Below are 21,218 nucleotides of genomic sequence, written 5' to 3'. Positions count from 1 at the left end.
CTCGAACGGCTAGCGGGTAGGCACTGGTCCCGTTGTTCCCCGGAGGATGAGGGTTCCCTCAAAGATGATCCTCGCGCCGGGAAGCGTGGTGGATCCTACGTTCTCGGATAACGCGGCAACGGCGCGCCGGGCCGCATCACCTACGTTGACGGCGATCGTGGAAAGAGCGGGAAACGTGGTGGTCGCGAGGGTGTCGTCGCAACCGATGACGCTCAAGTCCTTGGGAACATCCAAACCCATGGCGGCGAATCCGCCCATGAGGCCGTGGGCGATGACGTCGTCGAACGCGATGATTGCGGTGACTCCCGAGGCCGCTACCGAATCACTGAGCGCCTTCGCGGCGTCATAGGTGCCAGGATCTGCACTGAAGTGCGTCACCTCGAGGCCTTGGGCCTTCGAGAAGTTGTCCACGGCTGAGCGTCGTTGTTTGTTTGCCCATGATTGTGGCGGCCCACCGACGTAGGCGATGCGACGGTGGCCGAGCCCGGAAAGGTGGGTCAGCGCGGAGCGGATGGCCGCGGTGGTGTCCAGCAGCACCCGGTAGGTCTCGGGAACGTCGCGGTTAATGAATGCCATTCGTTGTGAGTCGGCTATTTGCCTGATGCGGGCCGAACCGAGCCTGGATGAGACGACGATCAGCCCTTCAACCTGGGGCGCCATCCTTGAGATGACGCGGTCTTCCCGCTCGGCGTTTTCATCCGTGTCTGCCAGGAATACGGAAAGTCCGAGGTCACTGGCGTAGTTTTGGGCGGCGCGGACCAAAGGCGGGAAAAACGGGTTGGCAATGTCCGGCACGATGAGTCCAATCGCGCCGGCACGTCCCGTCGAGAGCGCGCGTGCGTGATGGTTCGGTATATAACCGGCAGCTTCTGCGGCCTTCTGAACCAGTGCCACGGTCTCCGGTTTGAGGAGGTTAGGCCTCGTAAAGGCCCGCGACACTGTTGAGGGGGCGATGCCGAGTTCGGCCGCGAGTTGCGTGATGGTTGGACGGCCTGTCATGGGAGCTCGCTCATGAGTTCTATGGCGGTTTGGGTCAGAGCTTCAGCACTGCCGGGCGCGAACGGGGCTGGCATGCCGTAGTAGCGGTGCGCGTCGTCCACCTCGTATCCTCCGAAACCATATTCGTCGGCGGTGGGGAAGTATCCCGGGCACCCGTTGGTATAGCCCGTGACAAGGACAGGACCCTCGAACGCGGAGGTGACGGCTTCCGTTGAGGCCAGGAATGGTTCCCCCGGTAGCCCAACAAGGGTCAGGCCTTGCCATCTGAAAACACTCACTGGTGCGCGCCAGGACATTTTCTCTCCGGGACCGCGGTCCATGGCCCATTGCCTCCACGCGTTGAGAAGGGATTGCCGGCCCGGATCGGCTGAAACTGCTTCGGCTTCCCATTGCCGGCTCAACTCCACAGGGGAGGCCGCATCGCGCGATTCCATTGCGACGCTGATCGTCTTCTGCGTGGCGGAGGTCTTCCGGGGTGGCAATTCATTCCCCCTTTCGGAGAGGGGCAGGAGGGCGGTCCCCAACACGGATGCGGCCACACGCTCTCCGACGATCTTCGCTTGGTCCATCGTCCGGCCAGCGGAAGCGGAAAGGGCGTAGGACGCGTCGGCTGGGTGGCCAGTATTGATGTCGCCGGCGGTCCCGGGCAGAAATAAAGCAACCGAGCCGGGGGAGTGTTCTTCCAGCACGCTCCTCGTGAAAGCGGGATAGTCGCCACTGATGAGACGGTTTTCCGGACCAAGGACCACCGGGTGGCAGGGATAGAGAACCATCCAGGCAACCACCTGTCCGTGTTGGTCGCTGAATTTGGCTACCTGGACTGGAGGGTCCACCACGCGTTTGGGATGGCGCCGGTTCTTGGCAATATCCACTCCGCGGGATTCGCCGTATTCCAGGCTCGCAGGCCGCTGGGCGGCCACGGCAGCTTCCGTGGCGGTGCGGCAGGCCAGGAGGATCTCTTCCAGGAGCCTCGGATCATGGCCCCCGAGCCGACCGGGCATGACGCAAGGGCCTGCGTGCGTGTGAGTGGCTGTAATGGCGACACGTTCCGGCGCAAAGGGCAGGCTGTGGGCGATGCGGGTGCACGTGTCTTCGTGGAGGCCGCACACATCCACGGTGATCCAGCACGTGTCATCGACAGCCAACGCCCGGACGGTGAGGGGATCGTGGACCCCGGTGCTGGGTTCGGTTCTGGCAGCGAATCCGGCCATGGCCGTACCCGCAGGGGGCGAGATCTCGACAACTGCGGCGCCTACCCGAAGGATGCCTTGGGCGGCATCGTTGGTAGTCATGCGGATCCGCCCGATACTAGTCGGCCAGACTGGATTGCTGTCGTAATTGTTCCTGCCTCAGGTCCTTCCCCGGTGATCAGGACAAAATCTGCCGGAGAGCCTACGTGAAGGTGGCCGAGCCCCGGCCGAGTGCCCGGGATGACCCGGGCCGGAGTGGATGTCACCATTTTGAGGGCTTCTGGCAGATCCAGGCCGACGTTTTGGATGACGTTGCGGAAACCGTCCGGCAGGGTTGCCGCGGCCCCTGCCAGCAGATCCGTGCCCACGTGGGAGAGCCTCCCGCCGGGGGCAAGATCCACCAGACCGCCCACTGAGGTACGGTGGCGGCCAGGCTCGCTACCGGCCAGCGCAGTGCTGTCCGAGACCAGATAGGCACGTTCGGTGGTCTTTGCCCTGATCATGACTTTCAGCGTATCGCTTGGTAAGTGGTGGCCGTCCGCTATGAGTCCTGCCGTGAGACGATCGTCAGCCAGTTGAGTCCAAAGGGCATTGGGGTGCCTGGGAAGGGTTGTCGCTATGCCGTTGCCCAGGTGGGTGGCCAAGCGGGCTCCCGCGGTGATGGCAGCTGTGATTTGCTCAGGACTTGCGTGCGTGTGTCCGATGGCGACGTGGACGCCGAGCTCGCGGATTTGGGCGATCTGGGCCGGCGAGTCGGACGCATGCGGAGAAACCGTGACGATGCCGACCATTCCGCTTGCCCGGAGCCATCGCCGGACTTCCTGGGCGTCAAGGGGCCGCACGAAGTCCGGGTTGTGTACACCCCGCGGACCGTCCTGGTCGGATATGAAGGGGCCCTCGACGTGGACGCAGGGGATGGCAGCCCGGGTGGTTGGATCAATTTGGCATGCCCGGCCGATTTGTTCGAGCGCGCCAGTGATCGCTTCCTCGGACGCTGTCACGATGGTTGGCACCCACGTCGTGACGCCCAGTTTCGCCAGCTCTGCGGTCATGCTGATGACCGTTTGCGGCGTGATATCAGCGGCGTTGATATCGAGTCCGCCGTAACCGTTGACCTGCCCATCGATGAATCCCGGTGAGATGACAGGCAGACCACGGTTCAGCCCATGGTCGATCTCCCGCACGGACAGGACGGTCGTGTCGTAGGCGATTTCAAGGTTGGTTCCCCGGTAGGGGTCTTTGCCCATGATCGTCTTGGGATGTGTCACAGCTTGGGTACCCGTCCTTTGAAACGTGAAATGAATTGCTGGTTGGCTTCGTCCCCGCCGGGAGCATTACCCGATCTCCACAACGGCGGATCAATCCCGATTTCGCTCAGTTTGCTGATGGTGGACATCATGAGCCAGTTCAGGGTGAAGGCGTTGGCGAACGTGGACACGGCCGCCGTCTTTTCCTTCGCGCCAGGCACGGTCATGACGGCGTCCCCGATGGGAACTTTCGTGTCGATGTGGTGGTCTACCAGGTCGTGCAGATTGAGCCTTTGTGGATGCCGTGCGGGATGGTCACTGGATGTTCCCTCGGCGTGCTGCCTCGAGGAAACCCCGATGGTCGTGACCGATCGTTCGCGCGCCGTCAGGGCGGCGTCGATGAGTGCGCTATTGATGCCGTAAGCGTTGACAAGGATCAGGACGTCCCCTGGTCCTATGCCGGCGTCCTCGATGACGATTCGGCCGTAACCCGGAGTCCGTTCCATAGCCATTGAGCGGAGGGCGCCGTTGGAGAGCAGGGTGCCTTCGTCCAGAATGGCCGAGACGTGCATCAGGCCGCCTGCCCGGAAGAACACCTCCTGGCTTGCCAAGTTCGAGTGGCCCCCTGGGCCATAGATGTGCACCAGTCCGTCCTTGGCGACCTGCATGGCTAGAACGTTCGCGGCAATGCTGATGTTCTCGGCTTCTTCTAGGCGGATTCGCCCGAGGAGCTCGGTGATGTGTCCGAGGTAGTCCTCCGATAGCTTTTCGTCGAGGTCGTTGGTGTTCATTGGGGGTCGGATTCGGCGTCGAGGTAGATAGTCACGTTCGGGTGCGTGCGCAGGGCGGTACCGGGATGCTCCCCGCCGACGGGCTGGCGCAGCGTGTTGTCGACCGCGGTCCTCTTGGCCCGGCCGGGCACGGAAGCAATGATTTCGGAGGCATGCAGCAACCGCGGGATGGAGACGGTGATGGCGCGCTGCGGAACGTCGTCGAAACTGGTGAAGTGCCCTTCGTCCAGTTGTTGCTGGCGGCTTACCTGATCCAGGTTGATGACGCGGGCGGGAAGCGGGTCGGCGAGGTCGGCCGGGGGGTCGTTGAAGGCAAGATGACCGTTGACTCCCAATCCGAGGAGGACGAGGTCAAAGGGATCTTTGCCCATCACCATGCCGTAGCGCTGCGCCTCCTCTTCGGCCGGGTTCCCCGGGTTGATGCGGTGGAATGTGGTCGTCGGAAGGTGATCGAAGAAGTTGCGTTGCAGCCAGTTTCCGAATCCCTGGGGTGCATCCGCGTCCAGAGCGAGGTAGTCGTCCATGTGGAAGCACGTTATGCGGCCCCAGTCGATGCCGGGCTCCTGGGCGAGTGCCAGAAGCGTGGCCTCCTGGCTCGGTGCCGCGGCGAGCATCAGCCTGACCTCCCGCTGGTTCCGGAGCGCCTTGCGTAGCGTTTCCGCGGCGTGTGCGCCGGCGTGTTTCCCCAACTCGGCACGGTCTGGGTGAGTGGAAACGGCGGGGCTGTAAGTAGGCAGTTCTGTCACGTGTGGATCCTTCGGGTTTCGAGTTCAGTAGTCAGGAGGAGTGAGCGGGCTATATGGAAGGGGTCCTTCACGGGAAGTGCCACCACCCTGTCAAGCGGCTTGCCCCCGCGGTCGCGGATTTGTAGCCATTCCTGTCCGGAAGGGTCCGGAAAGATATCGAGGATGTAAGACCAAATCCGGTGGTGCCAGTCAAGAAGGTCGGGACGCCCAAAGCGCTCGGCCAGGAGCCTGGTTGCGTAGAGGGCCTCGACCTGAACCCACCACAATTTGGTGTCCCAGGTCTGGGCTACCAACGTTTCGTAGGCGTCGTTGCCGAAAAGCCTGCCGCGTGGTTCGCCGCCGTCGCCATCGACGTATCGCAAGATACCTCCGTACTGGTCATCCCAGCCGACGTCCAGGGCGCGCACGGCGAGGTCCGGGAGCCAGTTCGGAATCCGGGACTCAAGCGCAGGTATTACCTCGGCCGCTTCAATGACCATCCAGAGCATCTCCAGCAGGTGGCCCGGCGTCCGGTGGCGGGCTAGCAGCGTGTCCACGTCATCGGAGCTATCCGGCCGGTATTCCCACCAGGAGTCGGCCTTCCACATTCCTTCTGTGGTTCCATCACCGAGAAGCTGGGTCAGCGAGGCAGCAGCTGTTTCGGCGCTTTCAGCAGAGCCACTGGCCAGGTGCAGTTGGACGCCCACGTTCAGCAGCAGCATCAGTCCGGCCGCGTCCTGGAATCCGGGCCGGACGGGGTATGGCTCGGACGGAGCGGTACGTGCCTTGATCCTTTCCTCTGCATGTGCCAGAAGCGCATGGGCTGATTGCACCCAGGTAGATCGTTCCTGGTCACCGGCTTGGGGAAGGCGGGCGGCCCCGGCCAGGCCCAGGGCCGCAAAGAGGTCGGCCAGTACGCTGACTGCTATTTCCCCCTGCGGTCCGCTCGGTAGTGCCTGCCCCTCAGTCGACGTGCGGTATGCGGTGACCCCGCCATCGAGGATGGCGTGTGCTTGGACGAACCTGGCGGTCTCGAGTGCGAGTTCGGCCCACAATTGCGGGTCCTCATCGATGATTCCGGCTTCGCTGTCTACCGCGATCCTTGAGCAAAGCCAAGCCCAGCGGCCTTGGGACCACGTGTATTTTTCGCTCGAAAGCTGCCGCCCGGAGTTCGAAAAGCAGGTGAAGACCCCGCCGTTTTCCCTGTCGACGGCGTTATGCAGCCACCAAGGGAGGACGCTCTTGAGGAGCTGCTCCCGTATCTCGGAACCGATTTTGCTCATGCGACGGTGCTTTCAACAGGAAGCGATGTGACCGGCTCGAGGTCCCGGTCAAGGGAATCGATGAGGGCGTCGGACGCCTCATTGTGCCAGGGGCGCAACCAGCCGAAGACGCAATAGACGATTGCGGAGGCAAGCACGGGGGCCACGACGTTGATGGTTTGCGCGCTGGCCGTGCCCAGGCTCGCGATCGGCGCGGCCAAGGCATACTTGGCGAGCGCGAACACGACCAAACCGGTGGCCCACGAGAACAATGCCGCCGAGGGGCCGCAGCGCCGGAACGGACGCAACATCCCCAGCAGCATGGGAACGGCGATCGGCCCGACTAGTGCTCCGAACCAGAGGATTATCAAGCCCAGGACGCCGCCAAATGAATCCGCACTCAGGGCAATGACCATCGACAAGCCGATAAACAGGAACGTGGAAATCCGGCCACCGAGTAGTTCGACACGCGAAGTCAGAGGCTGACGGGACCCGCGCAACGCGGGGATGATGTCCCGGATGACGACGGCGGAAATCGCGTTGGCGTCCGAGGAGGTCATGGCCATTGTGTGCGAGAACATTCCCGCGACCACCAAGCCAACCAGGCCGGCAGGCAGCAGTTGCTGGGTCAGGAGTGCATAAGCCTGATCCGGGTGCGCCAGGTTGGGCAAGATCAGCGGCGCGGCCCACATGGGGAAAAAGAGCACCAGCGGCCAAACGAGATACAGTGCGCCCGAAAGCAGGATGGACTTGCGCGCCGCCGAGCCGGAAGGGGAGGCAATGAAGCGCTGAGCCAGGTTCCACGTTCCCCCGTTGTAGGAAATCGTGCTGATCAAGCAGTAGGCAAGGAAGAACCCGATCGTGTAGTCGCCTGCAAATGGCAGCGAGTGGGAGGCCGGCAGGCGGGACCAGATTTCTGCGATTGAGGAGACGCCTCCAAGCTTGGCCATGGCGAAGACGAGCATGGCAATGCCTGCCACGGACTGGATAATGAACTGGCCCATATCCGTCAAGGCATCGGCCCACAAGCCGCCAATGGTCGAATAGATGAGCGTGACCCCGCCGACGATCAGGATGCCCACCGCAATCGGAACCCCTGCGAAGACATTCAGGAGGATTGCGCTAGCGGCCCACTTAGCCGCGACATCGAAGACTTTCAGCGCGGCTCCGGACCACGCCAGTACTTGCTGCGCGGGCAGGTTGTAGCGTGTGGCCAGGTATTCGAGCGGGGAGATGATTCCCAGGCGTTGCCTCAGGCGCGGCCAGCGGGGGGCAAAGAAGACAGCGCCTACCAGGCAGGCAATGGTGATGGTGAGCGCCCACCAGACATACAGTGCGAAACCGGTTGTATAGGCGATGGCCGCGTAGGCCACGAAGACGGCGGCCGAATAGCCGGACATGTGGTGGGAAATCCCGGCGAGCCACCACGGCATCTTCCCGCCGGCCGTGAAGAAGTCAGCGGCGTTTTTCACCCGGCTCTTGGCCCACCAGCCGATGCCTATCATGACGACGAAGTAGGCCCCTAAGACGAGCCAGTCAGCGAAATACATACATTCTCCTTGATGCGGTCAAAGCTTGGAAAGAGGATCTGCAGTGGCGTCCACTTTTCTCTGCAAACGTTTGCAAAACAAGGGTCTTCTAGAAACTTTTCTTACGGCCGCAACTGCGGTCACCGCGCCTGTCAACTCAGGCGTCGCTGTGTGGTCTCGTGTGCGCCTGCGGAGCCGGAGTAATTGCCCGCGAGTGATTGATTTCCTGACGTTGCCAGAGGTACCCTGACGCCAGCGAATCCGACATCCTCGCCGGATGACCGTCGGAAAGGCCGACGCCATGGCAGGAACTTCTCCCCAGCACGTCTCGTTACGCGATTCCGTAGCCGCCCCGAAGGTTTTCGCCGCCTTGTCAGTGCTGACCGTCCTGCTGTGCAGCCTCAGTACCGCTTCCCCAGTTGTTGCGGCCACGCCCTGCTGGGACATCAGCGGTACCTGGGCGACGGTCCAGGGCGGCTCCCGGACCCTGGCGTTCAACTTCCAACAGAACGGCAACCAGGTGAGCGGCACCGCCGGGGACGCCAGCCTCAGCGGGAACTTCACCGGAAACGTTACCGGCGACCACGTCGACGTCATCGTGGTGTGGAACGCCAAGCGTGCTAACGGCTCCACCCTCGAAGGCGAGTACGAGGCCACCATCTCGCCCGGGACGCTGACCGGGACGACGCACGACGTCGCCAATGCCTCCAGCCACGCCACGTGGACCGCTACCGGTGGCCCGACCAAGACCTGCGCCGGAGCCACCGCGACGCCCACCAGCACTCCCACGTCGACCACCCTGACCAAGGATGCGGCAGAGCGCGAGATCCTCGACGCCCTGAGCAACGCCACGGTGGGCGGCGCTCTGGGAGATCTGTCCACCGACGGCGGCAAAGCCATGCAGGCCGCCTTCAACAAGCTCTTCCCTAAGCTCAACGCCGACGCCAGCCGCTTGGTCTACCACGCTGGGGTGCTGGCATCCCAGGACGGCTCGGATGGGAAGCCCACGTTCCCGGGCGTCCGGGCATGCATGCCCATCATCCTACGCATGGCTTACAACGCGGTCACCGACCCGGATCCTGCCGCCCGTGCATCAGCGCTGCTGGCCGCCCGGCGCCTGATGGTCTTCCTCGCGGCACGGGACTTCAGGGTCACCAAGGGAGCGCCGTCGTGACGCCGCGCCGGATCTTCGTCGCCTTCGCGGCAACGTCAGTGGCACTCGCCGCCTGCGTGGGGCCCGGCCCCGGCTCCCCGAGCTCTTCCCAGGTGACGCCCCCGCCACAGCCGCCCCACAGCGCCGGGCTCACCCTGACCCCGCCGGCGGGGTGGGCGAACCGGGTACTGCCCGCTTCCGGTGGGATCGTGCTGGCCGACACGGAAGCGGACCTAACTGACCAGACCCCGGCCGGTCCGAGGCTGACCGCGGTGCCGAACACGGCGGCGCCCACGGCCGACACGCTGATCGCCAACCTCGACACGAGCGCGTTGTTCGCTCCGACGGCCACCCAGCAGACCTTCGGCCAGTACGACCAGGTCCCGGTGCTGCGCTTCACAACGGCGGCCACGCCCACCGAGGGCGAAACCGTCGAGATCGTGTCCATCACGGTCGCTCCCAACAAGGCCTATCTGATGACCCTGGAGGCGCCTTCGTCGAGCTGGAGCACGGCACAGTCGACGCTCGAGGGCGTTGTGGCGTCGGCCTCGATCAACGCGGAGCTCTTCCCGAAATGACCACCCCCACCGCTGGCGGCGACCAAGCGCGGAGGTTTCTATGACAACGCGCCCCTCTACCGGTTTTCCGGCTCCGCCGATAGCCTTTGGCGCATGGACTGGAAACTTGAACTTGTGTTTGTCCCTGTGTCCGATGTGGACCGCGCCAAGGATTTCTACGTCAACAAGGTGGGCTTCAACGCCGACTACGACGAGCGGCCCATGGACGGCATCCGCTTCGTCCAACTGACTCCGCCTGGCTCGGCCTGCTCCATCTGCATCGGCGAGGGACTCAACGACGCCCCTCCAGGCACCGCTCCCAGCCTGCAGATGGTGGTGGGAGACATCCAGGAGGCCCACAGCCAGCTCAAGGCCAACGGCGTGGAAGTCAGCGACATCGACATCCAGGATTGGGGCCACTTTGTCTACTTCGCCGATCCGGACGGCAACAAGTGGGCCGTTCAGTACATCCCCAACAGGCCCAACGGCTAGGACTCACACTGTAAAAGTTGGGCCGCGGACCTGCTTCAACGGCAGGATGGATACATGAACCTGCCTGCTGAAGCCGTGAAAACCCTGACTGTCCGGGCCGTCCTCTTCGATATGGATGGCACCTTGGTGGACTCCACCGCGATCGTGGAGCAAGTGTGGAGCGAATTCGCCGGCCGGTATGGACTGGACATCGACGAGATCCTGCGGACTTCACACGGGGTACAGGCCAAGGACACGGTGCGCCGCTTCGCCCCGGCGGGAGCTGACATCGACGCGCTTGCCGAGGAACTCGGTCAGATGGAGCGGACGCGGACGGACGGGATTGTGGCATTGCCCGGAGCCGCGGAGCTGTTGGAGTCCTTGCCGTCCGACGCCGTCGCCATGGTCACCTCGGCCGATCGGATCCTCGCCGGGGTGCGCATGCAGGCAGCCGGACTCGAGATGCCCGCGACCACTGTCACGTCCGAGGCCGTGACCCGCGGCAAGCCCGACCCTGAAGGCTACCTCAGGGCCGCGGCGCGGCTGGGTGTTGAGCCGGCCGACGTCGTCGTATTCGAAGATGCCCCCGCGGGCATCGCTTCCGCCCGTGCGGCCGGCATGCGTACCGTGGTGGTGGGCGACGCCGGCGGCCACGTGGCAGATGGGCTGTGGCAGATCGCGGATTACTCCGCCGTCTCTGCCACAGCCGCTCTGGACGCTTCGGGCCGCAGGGTCATCGAACTGCGGTTCTAGCTGGTCGAAGCCACGCAGCTTAGCCGGCCAGTGCGTACACCGTGGTCCCGCCGATGGTCTGCGCCTGGAAGTTCGCAGCCACCCATTGCGCAATCTGGGCAGGAGCGGCCGATCCACTGTCAGCCTGCATGGTGCCGCCGGCAATGAAGTAGTGGATTTTGCCCTGTGCCACGAGTTGCTGGAACTGTTCGAGCGTGGGAGACGGATCCGTTCCGTTGAATCCGCCCACCGCCATGACGGGCAGTTCAGTGGCAAGCTGGTAGCCGGCCGCGTTGTTGGAACCCACGACGGCGGCCGCCCAGGTGTAGCTCGACGCGCCGGTTTTCAGTGCGGTCACCAATTCCGACGACGGCGTGGTGGCGCCGAGCAGGCCGCCCATTCCGCCACCTTGCCGATTCCCGCCAAAGCCGCCCTGCGTGCCCGGCTGGAGTGCTTGTGGCCGAGTGTTCTGGGCGGTGTTTTGACCAGCGCCGTTTTGTCCGAAACCGCCCCTGCCACCTCCGCCGAAGCCACCGAATCCCGTGGTCGGACCCGCACTCACGATTGCGCCGCTGTGCGTAACGGACGCGGTTGACATCGAGTAGGCCAACGGCCCGGCGAGCGACGCCGCGAGGGCGAGCGCCGCCGTCGTGCGCTGGAAGATGCGGGAGGTGAAGCGCCCCGCGAGCAGCAGTGCCGCCGCGGCCGCCAGAGCGCCAAAGAGCACCAGCCAGCGCAGCAACGGACCGTACACGGTGGTTCCGCCCAGGAGATCGAAGGCCATGAATCCGGCGGCGGCCACGGCGACGGCAAGCAGTACCGCGGAGACGAGCTGCCCGCGACGCTGCCACAAAAGCACCCCGCCCAGGCCGGCGAGCCCGGCGATGCCCGGAGCCAGGGCCACCGCGTAGTAGGGATGGATGATGCCGGCCATGAAGCTGAAGACCAGCCCGGTGACGAGCACCCACCCGCCCCACACGATCACCGAGGCGCGGACGGCATCCGTGCGCGGGGCGCGTCGACCCAGCCACAGCAGCCCGGCCCCAAGGATCAGCACGGAAGGCAGCAACCACGCGATCTGGCCGCCGAACTCGCTGTTGAACATCCGGAACAGGCCGGGAACGCCCCAACCGTTGCCGCCGCCAACGCTTCCGGTCTCCTGGCCGCTCAGCCTGCCCAGGCCGTTGTAGCCGAGCGTCAGTTCCAGGATCGAGTTGTTCTGGGAGCCGCCGATGTAAGGACGCATGTTCGCCGGAATGAGTTCGACGACTGCGAGCCACCAACCGGCAGAGACCACCATGGCTGCCCCTGCGCCCAGCAACCGAAGCAGGCGACGGCCCACTCCACCCTGCGCGGCGACCACATAGGCCACGGCGAATCCAGGAACCACCAGCAGGACCTGGAGTTGTTTGGTGAGGAACCCGAAGCCCAGGAACACCCCGGCCAGCAGGAGCCAACGCAGCTTGTTGTCCTGGATGGAGCGAAGCGTGGCGTAGCCGGCGGCCGTCATGAGGAGCACCAACAGGGCGTCCGGGTTGTTGAACCGGAACATGAGGGTGGCCACCGGGGTGATGGCCATGACGACGGCGGCCAGCAGCCCCGCCCGGTGGGCGAGCCGAGGATCGCCCGTGGCCGGGGCCGCGGTTCGCCGTACTGCCAAGTACAGCAGCCAGGCCGTCGCTACGCCCGTGAGCGCCTCCGGAACCAGGATGCTCCAGGAACTCAGCCCGAAGATCCGCACCGAGAGGCCCATGATCCACAGCGATGCCGGCGGTTTGTCCACGGTGATGGAGTTGGCGGCGTCGGAGGATCCGAAGAACCAGGCACCCCAATCCTGCGAACCGGCTTGGGCTGCCGCGGAATAGAACGGGTTGGCCCAGCCGGAAGCGCCGAGGTTCCAGAGGTACAGGACCGCCGTCGCAAGGAGCACGCCAGCCAGTTCCACGCGGTGGCGCAGGGTTTGGCGGCTTCGGCCAGTGCGGGCCCGGCCCTCCCCGCCCTGCGGCGCTTGTGGCCGCGGCAGAAGCACCAAGCGGGATCGCGAGACCAACGGGAGGGGTGGAGCCGCGTGGCCTGACATGGAATCGGTGTCCGGCTTCGAGCCGGTGTCTGTTGAGTAGGAAGTGGTCATCGGAGGCTACTTTGTCAGCTTGTAGACGGTGGAGTTGCCTACAGTCTGGGCTTGGAAGTTCGCCTGGACCCAAGCAGCCACCTCGGAGTTTCCGCCCTGGCCGCCGGCTCCACCGCCGCCCATGCCGCCGCCAGCTATGAAGTAGCCGATCTGTCCCTTGGCCACCATGTCCTGGAACTGTGCCAGCGTGGGGTAGGGATCGCCGCCGTTCCAGCCACCGAGCGCGATCACGTTGGTGTTCGTGGCGAGCTCGAGGCTGGCCGCCTGGGTGGCGCCGGAAACGATCGCGGACCACTTGGTGGTGGTGGACGTCAGCAGCGCGGTCAATCCGGCGTCGGCCGTCCCCTCGCCACCCGGACCGCCTGCGGCCTGGGTCGGAGCGCCTGTCGCATCTCCCGAACCCAAATCCCGGCTGCCGAACGCGGCGCGGTTTCCGAAGCCGCCCATCGCGGAGCCGCTGGGACCCGACGTCGGGATGGAACCGGAGTGCGCGGTAGCCGCCGTCGCGAGCGTCCAGGCCGCCGTGCCGAGGCCGCCGGCCAGAAGGGAAACGACGACGACGGCCGCGGCCGCCGCATTGCGGAACCGGACCGCGGGCCGAAGTGAGTCGAGGCGAAGCAGGATTGCGGCCGCGGCCACCACGCCCAGGACGACGATCACGATGCGCAGCCAGGGAAGCCATGAGGTATCGCGGCCCAGAAGAACGGTGGACCAGACCGAACTGCCGAGGACCACCACGGCCAGGATGATCCTGGCGGGCCAGTACCCTCGGCCTCGCCACAGCTCCACGCTGCCGATGCCCACCAAGGCCGCGATTGCCGGTGCGAGCGCTACTGCGTAGTAGGGGTGGACAATGCCGCTCATGAAGCTGAAGACGCCCGCGGTGACCAGGAACCAGCCACCCCACAGGATCAGCGAGGCCCGGGTACGCGAAGCTCGTGCTTCCCGGCGGGTGAACCACAGGCCCGCAGCCAGCAGGATCAACGCCGCAGGCAGAAGCCAGGAGACCTCGGCGCCGAAGCTCGTGCCGAACATGCGGGCGATCCCCGCAGCTCCACCGAAGCCGGCGTTCCCTCCACCGCCGCCCCCGAAACCGCCAAGACCACCCGCTGGAGCCCCGGCTGCGCCGCCTCCGCCGCCGGGCATGCCTTCGCCCGAGCCTGTAATGCGGGACAGCCCGTTGTAGCCGAAGGTCAGTTCGAGGAAGCTGTTGGTTGTCGAGCCTGCCATGTAAGGCCGTGCCGAAGCCGGAGTCAGTTGGAAGAGAGCGATGTAGCTGCCTGCCACTACTGCGATACCGGCCAGTGCGCCGAGCAGGTGCAGCAGCCTCCGCCGCAACGGGGTGGGGGCGGCCCAGAGGTACGCGAGTCCCAGGCCCGGAACAATCAGGAAACCCTGGAGCATCTTGCTCAGGAAGGCCAGGCCCACCACGGCTCCGGCTGCGACGAGCCACTTCCAGCCCGCGCGTTCAATAGCGCGAGTAGTGAAGTACGCCGCCAACACCAGGCACAGGGTCAGCATGGCGTCGGGGTTGTTGAAGCGGAACATGAGCGCGGCCACCGGGGTCAGCGCCAGGGCGCCGCCGGCCAGCAAACCCGCTCCGGGTCCGGACACGCGCTTGACCGTCAAATAGAGGAAGCCGACGGCGGCCACGCCCATGAGTGCCTCGGGAACCAGCATGCTTAGGGACGAGAAGCCGAAGATCCGTCCCACCAAGGCCGGGATCCATAGAGATGCGGGTGGCTTGTCCACAGTGATGGCATTCCCGGCGTCGAGCGAACCGAATAGCAATGCCGTCCAGTCCTTGGTGCCGGCCTGGATGGCTGCAGCGTAGAAGGAGTTTCCGTAGCCGGTGGCCGCGAGATTCCAGAGATACAGGAATGCGGTGGCCACGAGGAGCCCGGCGGCGGACGGGCGCACCCAGCGGGGCTGGCGGCCAAAGGCGTATCGAGTCCAACGGGGAGTGGTGCCCGGGGCCCCTGGAGTTGATGGGCCGGTGGAGCGACGGCCGTGGGCTGCGTCCCCAGAGCCAGGAGTGACAGTTCCGACGGCGGGCCCTGTGTCCGCGTGAGAGATCGTGGAGGTCATGATGCTGCCGTTTCTGTGAGCGGGCTGTCTGGTGAGGTTGATTCGATCATTGGCATTGGCATTGGCATTGGCTCTGGCTCTGGCTGGACTGGCGGCGCCGGCCGTGTTCCGGGCTGCCGGAAGACCCACAGCCGGAACAAGAGGAAGCGGACCGCAGCGGCGGCGAGGTTTGCCCCGACCACGGTGAGGAGCTCGCCCCAGCGGTCCGGCGTCGTCGTACTGTGCACCAAGGCGAGCGCCCCGGAAGTGAGCGCAAGGCCGATGCCGAAGACGATCAATCCCTCGAAGTGATGCCGTACGGGATTGCCGCCCTGGATGCCGAAGGTGAAGCGCCGGTTGGCGCCGGTGTTGGCGATGGCCGTGATGAGCAGCGCAAGGAAGTTGGCCAGCTGCGGGTCCATGAAGCCGCGGCAAAACAAGAAGATGAGCACGTAGGCGAGGGTCGACGCGGCACCGATCGCGGCGAACCGCACCAGTTGCCCGAACAGGCTGCTGCGCGGGCTCTGCTCTGCTGTACGGGACGACGCCGGGAGCGGGCCGCGGGCAAGGGCTGCGCGCAGTTCCGGGATGGGGATGCGTCCGGAGACGAGGTCCCGCGTGAGCCGGGCCATGCCGCGGATGTCGGCCAGGGCGGTGCGCACCACGTCGACGCTGGAATTGGGATCGTCGATCCAGTCCACGGGCACTTCGTGGACCCTGAGGCCGCAGCGTTCCGCGAGTACCAAAAGTTCCGTGTCGAAGAACCAGGAGTTGTCCATGGTGTGGGGGAGGATCTGCTGGGCAACGTCGGCCCGGATCGCTTTGAAGCCGCACTGGGCATCACTGAAGCGGGCGCCCATGAACGAGTGCAGCATCAGGTTGTAGCTGCGCGAGATGAATTCGCGCTTGGGGCCGCGGACAACCCGGGAGTTGCGGGTCAGCCTTGTGCCGATGGCGAGGTCCGAATGGCCGGAGATCAGTGGCGCCAAGAGGGGTGCCAGCGCGGCGAGATCTGTGGACAGATCTACGTCCATGTAGGCCAGAACGGGCGACGGCGACGCGAGCCACACCTTGCGCAAGGCGTTGCCGCGTCCCTTCTCCTCAAGATGGACCACCGCGAGCTCCGCCAATTCCCTGGCCAGCCGTTCGGCGATTTTCAGGGTGCTGTCCGTGCTGGCGTTGTCGGCCACGGTGATGCGGAAGCCGTGTGGGAAAGATTCGCGCAGATGGCCGTGAAGCCTGCGCAGGCACTCTTCGAGGTCGCGTTCCTCGTTGAAGACGGGGATCGTGACATCGAGGACGGGGACGGTGGAGCGGACGTCCACGGGGGCACGCCGAACAGTGCTGTATTGAACGGCAGCGCTGCGTTGAATTCGGGTTCTGTGTTGGATCGGGCGGCCCGGCGGCACCACCGCGGGGTCCTTCAGGGTTCCTGTGGTGGATTCGATGAGCGTCATGTATCCAGAGTGCCGCCGCCGATTATGAGTGCTTAAGGCGGAACCTGTGACGCGGCTGTGCATGTGGCGAGGCCCGGTTAACGCAGTAGAGGTCCGCCCCCTGAAGGGGCGGACCTCTAAGAATTTTGTGCGCTTAGTACCAGTTGTGCGCCAAGTGGAAGGCCCAGGCCGCAGACGGGGATCCGTAGCGTTCCTTGATGTAGTTCAGGCCCCAGCGGATCTGGGTCTGGTAGTTGGTCTGCCAATCGGGGCCTTCGGAGGCCATCTTTTCGCCCGGCAGCGACTGCACAATGCCGTAAGCGCCGCTCGAGGCGTTGGTGGCAGTGGTCCGCCAATCGGATTCCTTGTTCCACAAGGTCAACAAGGAGGACATTTCGCCCTGGCCCCACCCGTAGGAGGAAAGCATGCTCGCGGCGTAAGCCTGGGCGCCGGCAGGGTCATTGACGGCGACCTGCACAGTCGGGGCTGCCGGAGCGGGCGGTGCCACGGGAGCGGCCGGTGCCGCAGCCTGGGGTGCGACGGCGGCAGGAGCGGGAGCGGGTGCCTGCGTCGGAGCGGTGCTCGGCTTGGCACTTTCGCTCGCGGACGGCGTGGCGGTGGCGGACGGCGTCGCGCTTTGCTCTGCAATGGCGCGCGATTCGGACGTCTGGCTCATGTCCTGGGCATTGATGGCTTGGTCGGCGGCCTGGGTGGCGGCGCCTGCCCCGAGGAACACAGCGACGACGCCGGCAACAACTGCCATTCGCTGGCTGGTGCCGAGGTTTGCGGCGGCTCGCCTCAGGGTGGAACGTGACTTGTTTTTCCGGGCAGTTTCGCCTCGGTGGCGCGCAACAGGGCGCGACTGATTCTTGGAATCAGACATGGTGATTGCCTCTCGACGCCTGCGGAGTTAGCTGTCGGATTCGGATGAGGTCATCCGGCCGTGGCCACTGAGAAATCGTGGCGGTACGGCTTCACCCCTAGGGCTGGCTCAACATGAGCGTTTGCCCGGAGACCTGGGTCCCCCGTCTCTGCCTGGAGTTTGGGCACCGGGGAGTGGCAGAGCTCGGCGCCTACCCGGCGGTGGCCGGAATGATCCCGCGCACCCATTCGACGGTACAGGAGGACTCCGGTTAAGTCACATTTAGGTAACGGAGATCACGGCGCCGGTGCGCCGACTTGCGCTAGCCGCCCTCCGGCGTCGTGGTCTTCTCGGCGGACCTTCAAACCGTGGCGGTCCTGAGCGCTGGAAGCCGCACGGCAAACTCCGTCCGGCCGGGACGCGAGGCCACCTCGACGGTACCTCCATGGGCCTGAACGATCGATTCCACAATCGACAGGCCGAGCCCGGACGTGCCCTCGGAACCGGAACGAGCGGCGTCGGCACGGGCAAAGCGCGAGAAGATCCTGCCTTGGAATTCAGGCGGAATGCCGGGCCCGTTGTCGGTCACGGTGACAACGGCGCTGCCATCGGCCGAGCGCATGACTCCCGTGACTACCGTGGTTCCCGCCTCAGTGTGCTTGCGGGCATTTGAGAGCAGATTGGCCAAGACCTGGTGGAGCTGCGTCGAGTCGCCGCGGACCGTGAGGGGCTCGTCCGGGAGCCTGAGCTGCCAGATGTGCTCGGGGGCCATGACTTTCTCGTCGCTCACGGTCTCGATCACCAACTGCGTGAGGTCCACATCGGTGAACTCGGGTGCCTTGCCTTCGTCCAGCCGCGCCAAGAGAAGGAGGTCCTCCACGAGGGTGGTCATCCGTTCGGACTGGCTTTGGACCCGTCCCAGCGACTTGCGGCCGTCCTCGGTGAACGTCTCCGTCATGCGCAACAGCTCGGTGTAGCCGCGGATCGCCGTCAGCGGAGTCCGCAGCTCGTGCGAGGCATCGGCCACGAACTGGCGCACCTTGGTTTCGCTTTGCTGGCGTGCCTCCAACGCGTTGGAGACGTTGTCCAGCATGAGGTTCAAAGCATGACCGACGCTGCCCACCTCTGTGCCGGGGTGGGCAGCCGACGCCGGGACGCGCACCGCGAGGGCCACCTCGCCGGCGTCGAGCGGAAGCTTCGACACTTTGGTGGCGACGTCGGAGAGTTGCTCCAGGGGACGCATGGTGCGGCGGATCAGCACGGTTCCCGCGAGTCCAATGAGCACCAGCCCGCCCAAGGACACCAGCACCATGGTCCACACGAGCGAGGCCTCGGTATCCTCTTTCGAGGCGAGCGGCAGGCCTGTGATGACAACATCGCCGTAAGGAGTTTCAGTGGCAACCAGCCGGTAACCGCCATTGGAAAGGGTCCGATCAACCGGGTGGCCATCGTGGGGAAGAGCCAACAGGATTCCGGCATCGTTGAGCGACAAAGGCGTACGGGTGGCATCGGAGGACAAGAACCCGGCGCTGCTCACCTGGCTGCCAAGAATGCGGGCATTCAGCGTGCCGATGCTCTGGCCCCGGGCGTCCAAAGGATCCGGGCGTCCATTCGGATCACCTACGGGCGGCCGGCCATGGGAAGCCTGCGTCAATTGCTGGTCGAGCTGCTTGGTGAGGAACACGTCCATGGAGGCGTAGCTGACCACGCCCACGGCTCCGCAGATGGCTACCAGGAGTGCCATGGAGACCAGGATCAGGCGTGTGCGCAGGTGCCAGGTTGAAGGATCGAACCATCGATGGTCGGTCTGGCGGGGGATACCCGAGAGCGCGGACATTCTGCGTCCCTGGTTATTCGGCGGGCTTGATGACGTAACCGGCTCCGCGCACAGTGTGGATCATGGGCGGGTGGTTGGCCTCGATCTTCTTGCGCAGGTATGAGATGTAGAGCTCCACGATGTTCGCTTGCCCGCCAAAGTCGTAGTCCCACACGCGGTCCAGGATCTGGGCCTTGCTGACCACGCGCTTGGGATTTTCCATGAGGTAGCGCAGGAGCTCGAACTGGGTTGCCGTCAGCTGGATGTCTTCGCCCCCGCGGGTGACTTCTCGGGTGTCCACGTTCAGGGTTAGGTCACCCACAACCAGCTCGGCCGTGTCCATCGCGGCAACGCCAGAACGCTGGACCAAGCGATGCAGCCGCAACAGGACTTCCTCCATGCTGAACGGCTTGGTGACATAGTCGTCCCCGCCGGCGGCCAACCCGACGATGCGGTCCTGAACGTCGTCCTTCGCGGTGAGGAAGAGCGCAGGCACCTCAGGCGCAAAGGCGCGGATCCTGCCAAGCAGCTCAACGCCGTCGAACCCTGGAAGCATCACATCCAGCACCAGGACATCGGGCCGGAAGTCCTTGGCGAGCTTGACGGCGGCGGGACCGTCGCCGGCCACGGCCACCGACCAGCCCGCCATGCGGAGGCCCATGCTCATGAGCTCGGCGAGGCTGGGTTCGTCGTCCACCACAAGGGCGCGGATGGGGGAACCGTCCGGGTGGTTGAGCTGGGGAAGGTTGTTTGTCATGGAGTGCGAGGATGCCATGAGACAACTCTCCAATCTGGCGGTTTGCCGGTGCTTTGCCGATGCTGTGAGCACCCTGTGAGTCCCAGCCTAGCCACCTGTCCAAAGGCACGGTACGCCCAGCGCGCCGTGGCGGGCTTTCTTCCCGGAGCGTGCTCGTGGCGGGTGCGCGAGTGGGGAGAGGCGGCGTCGGATTCTGCTGGATCATTCCTTGGTTCAGCCAGACGATCCGCGCGATCAGGGGCCCTGCCACTCGCGCGGGGCCAATGATCCAGCAGAATCCGACACAACACCGTCGCAGGTCACAGGAATGCCTGCAGTTCGGCACAGCCAACGCACAGCAAAGAGGCTGACGCTGTTTGGGACAAGGACAACGACGACCCAAACAACCTCGACTTCGATGGAGAACACCATGGATCAGCAAAACAACCCCTCCGTACCTGGGTCCGTGCCTGGGTCCTTATCGGGGAATGACCAGCCGCAGCCGGTGATCCGGCCCCTGGATGATTCCGGACAGCCGTTTGCCGGGGAACCCGCCGCCGGGTGGGGTGCGCCGCAGCCGACGAACCAGCAGCCCGCGCAACCTGCCGCCGGGTGGGGTGCGCCGCAGCAATACACCCCCGGGCAGCCCCGTCCCTCGTTCTTCAAGAACTGGACACTGAAGAAGGGGTTCATCGTCGGAGGAGTCGCCGTCGTCGTCGCTGCGGCGGCCGGAGCAGGTGCATACGCTGCGGGAAATGGAACTGCTGCTGATACCGGCAGTGCCCTTGGGCCGGGTGCCGGGGGACAGGCCGGGCAGAACGGCCAAGGCGGATTCGGTGGCCCTGGTGGCACGAACGCCGGCCCGGGCGGCCTGGGTGTGGGCATGGGTGGCCTGGGTGTGGGCATGGGTGGCCTGAATGCGGCCATCCACTCTGAGTACGTGGTTCTTCAAAACGGTACCTACGTCACCATGGTCGGGCAGCTGGGCTCCGTCACTGACATCTCGGCGAGCTCCATGACCGTCAAGAGCGAGGATGGATTCACCCGCACCTATGTCCTTGGAACGGACGTTGTGGTGGCGGAGGGCGTGCGGCAACGCGGAAGTGGAACCAGCAGCACCACCCTGACCCTTGCCGATGTGAAATCCGGATCCAGCGTGAGGGTCACCGCGGTCAAGGATTCCGATAAGTACACGGCCCAGTCCATCCAAATCGTGACTGCCACGACCTCGACCACCACCCAAGGGACCGGCACCACCAACTAATGATGGGTGCTTCAGCTGTCCGTCTTGACCCTTTTTGCCGCGCTTTGTACTCAGAACGGCGCGACTCGCCGCATGGCAAGCGCTTTCCGAAGGCAAAGAGGGTCAGGACGGCGTCTCAACCGGCCCCCGAACCGTGCCCGCCCGGTCTTCTCAAGGCCCTTAGCAGACGATTTGCCGGAAAATTTTCACGAGACGCAGGTTCGGGATTGGACAAGGGTTGTTTCATATCTCGAGATTCAAAGGCAAGCGC

Annotated in this window: 18 protein-coding genes and 1 riboswitch; of the genes, 5 read left to right on the top strand and 13 right to left on the bottom strand. The window is 64.9% G+C overall.

Going from position 1 to position 21,218, the window contains the following annotated elements; translation table 11 throughout:
* Positions 1 to 9 precede the first annotated feature (9 nt).
* From OW521_RS10900 to OW521_RS10870, 7 genes are read right to left on the bottom strand one after another with little or no spacing between them, the layout of a single operon-like run.
* Positions 10 to 999 (bottom strand): LacI family DNA-binding transcriptional regulator, encoded by a 990-nt coding sequence (locus OW521_RS10900; protein WP_268025319.1) that lies wholly within the window; start codon positions 997 to 999, stop codon positions 10 to 12.
* Positions 996 to 2,291, bottom strand: a complete 1,296-nt coding sequence (locus OW521_RS10895) for a neutral/alkaline non-lysosomal ceramidase N-terminal domain-containing protein (protein ID WP_268025317.1) — start codon at positions 2,289 to 2,291, stop codon at positions 996 to 998. Before OW521_RS10895 ends, OW521_RS10900 begins: the two co-directional genes overlap by 4 nt.
* Positions 2,288 to 3,457, bottom strand: a complete 1,170-nt coding sequence (locus tag OW521_RS10890) for an N-acetylglucosamine-6-phosphate deacetylase (RefSeq protein ID WP_268025315.1) — start codon at positions 3,455 to 3,457, stop codon at positions 2,288 to 2,290. The genes OW521_RS10895 and OW521_RS10890 overlap by 4 nt, the downstream gene beginning before the upstream one ends.
* Positions 3,454 to 4,227 carry a sugar isomerase domain-containing protein gene (locus tag OW521_RS10885; RefSeq protein WP_268025313.1) on the bottom strand — a complete coding sequence of 258 codons (774 nt, stop codon included), beginning with the start codon at positions 4,225 to 4,227 and terminating at the stop codon, positions 3,454 to 3,456. Before OW521_RS10885 ends, OW521_RS10890 begins: the two co-directional genes overlap by 4 nt.
* Complete coding sequence (locus tag OW521_RS10880) at positions 4,224 to 4,973, bottom strand: 6-phosphogluconolactonase (protein WP_268025311.1); 750 nt, start codon at positions 4,971 to 4,973, stop codon at positions 4,224 to 4,226. Before OW521_RS10880 ends, OW521_RS10885 begins: the two co-directional genes overlap by 4 nt.
* On the bottom strand, positions 4,970 to 6,235 hold the full coding sequence (locus tag OW521_RS10875) for an AGE family epimerase/isomerase (RefSeq protein ID WP_268025310.1): 1,266 nt from the start codon (positions 6,233 to 6,235) through the stop codon (positions 4,970 to 4,972). The genes OW521_RS10880 and OW521_RS10875 overlap by 4 nt, the downstream gene beginning before the upstream one ends.
* Complete coding sequence (locus OW521_RS10870; protein WP_268025308.1) at positions 6,232 to 7,764, bottom strand: sodium:solute symporter family protein; 1,533 nt, start codon at positions 7,762 to 7,764, stop codon at positions 6,232 to 6,234. Before OW521_RS10870 ends, OW521_RS10875 begins: the two co-directional genes overlap by 4 nt.
* 280 nt (positions 7,765 to 8,044) lie before the next feature.
* Between OW521_RS10870 and OW521_RS10865 the strand changes: the two genes are divergently transcribed.
* The 4 genes from OW521_RS10865 to OW521_RS10850 all read left to right on the top strand — a co-directional run bounded on the left by OW521_RS10865 (position 8,045) and on the right by OW521_RS10850 (position 10,677).
* Positions 8,045 to 8,917, top strand: coding sequence for a hypothetical protein (locus tag OW521_RS10865; protein WP_268025306.1), 873 nt, complete (start codon positions 8,045 to 8,047; stop codon positions 8,915 to 8,917).
* A complete protein-coding gene (locus tag OW521_RS10860) occupies positions 8,914 to 9,474 on the top strand; it encodes a hypothetical protein (protein WP_268025305.1) in 561 nt (186 codons plus the stop codon). The genes OW521_RS10865 and OW521_RS10860 overlap by 4 nt, the downstream gene beginning before the upstream one ends.
* A gap of 93 nt (positions 9,475 to 9,567) precedes the next feature.
* Positions 9,568 to 9,945, top strand: a complete 378-nt coding sequence (locus tag OW521_RS10855; RefSeq protein ID WP_234752415.1) for a VOC family protein — start codon at positions 9,568 to 9,570, stop codon at positions 9,943 to 9,945.
* Positions 9,946 to 9,999: 54 nt separating this feature from the next.
* The gene (locus OW521_RS10850; RefSeq protein WP_268025300.1) at positions 10,000 to 10,677 is read left to right on the top strand and encodes an HAD-IA family hydrolase; all 678 of its coding nucleotides are present in this window, start codon (positions 10,000 to 10,002) and stop codon (positions 10,675 to 10,677) included.
* A gap of 19 nt (positions 10,678 to 10,696) precedes the next feature.
* On the opposite strand, the gene OW521_RS10845 is transcribed toward OW521_RS10850, so the two are convergent.
* The 6 genes from OW521_RS10845 to OW521_RS10820 form a co-directional block, all read right to left on the bottom strand.
* Positions 10,697 to 12,787 (bottom strand): ArnT family glycosyltransferase, encoded by a 2,091-nt coding sequence (locus OW521_RS10845; RefSeq protein WP_268025298.1) that lies wholly within the window; start codon positions 12,785 to 12,787, stop codon positions 10,697 to 10,699.
* 6 nt (positions 12,788 to 12,793) lie between these two features.
* A complete protein-coding gene (locus tag OW521_RS10840) occupies positions 12,794 to 14,875 on the bottom strand; it encodes a glycosyltransferase family 39 protein (RefSeq protein WP_268025296.1) in 2,082 nt (693 codons plus the stop codon).
* Positions 14,872 to 16,311, bottom strand: coding sequence for a glycosyltransferase (locus tag OW521_RS10835; protein ID WP_268025294.1), 1,440 nt, complete (start codon positions 16,309 to 16,311; stop codon positions 14,872 to 14,874). Before OW521_RS10835 ends, OW521_RS10840 begins: the two co-directional genes overlap by 4 nt.
* 133 nt (positions 16,312 to 16,444) lie before the next feature.
* Complete coding sequence (locus tag OW521_RS10830; RefSeq protein ID WP_268025292.1) at positions 16,445 to 17,173, bottom strand: hypothetical protein; 729 nt, start codon at positions 17,171 to 17,173, stop codon at positions 16,445 to 16,447.
* Positions 17,174 to 17,175: 2 nt separating this feature from the next.
* A riboswitch (cyclic di-AMP (ydaO/yuaA leader) is annotated at positions 17,176 to 17,349 on the bottom strand.
* Between the two features lie 164 nt (positions 17,350 to 17,513).
* The gene (locus OW521_RS10825) at positions 17,514 to 18,989 is read right to left on the bottom strand and encodes a HAMP domain-containing sensor histidine kinase (protein ID WP_268025290.1); all 1,476 of its coding nucleotides are present in this window, start codon (positions 18,987 to 18,989) and stop codon (positions 17,514 to 17,516) included.
* A 13-nt stretch (positions 18,990 to 19,002) separates the two neighbouring features.
* A complete protein-coding gene (locus tag OW521_RS10820) occupies positions 19,003 to 19,743 on the bottom strand; it encodes a response regulator transcription factor (RefSeq protein ID WP_268025288.1) in 741 nt (246 codons plus the stop codon).
* A 391-nt stretch (positions 19,744 to 20,134) separates the two neighbouring features.
* On the opposite strand from OW521_RS10820, the gene OW521_RS10815 reads away from it, so the two are divergent.
* A complete protein-coding gene (locus OW521_RS10815; protein ID WP_268025286.1) occupies positions 20,135 to 20,968 on the top strand; it encodes a hypothetical protein in 834 nt (277 codons plus the stop codon).
* Positions 20,969 to 21,218 lie beyond the last annotated feature (250 nt).

Source organism: Arthrobacter sp. MMS18-M83 (assembly GCF_026683955.1).
Lineage (GTDB): Bacteria > Actinomycetota > Actinomycetes > Actinomycetales > Micrococcaceae > Arthrobacter.
Note: the sequence above shows the minus strand (reverse complement) of the source record. Positions and strands in the feature narration are given on the sequence as shown.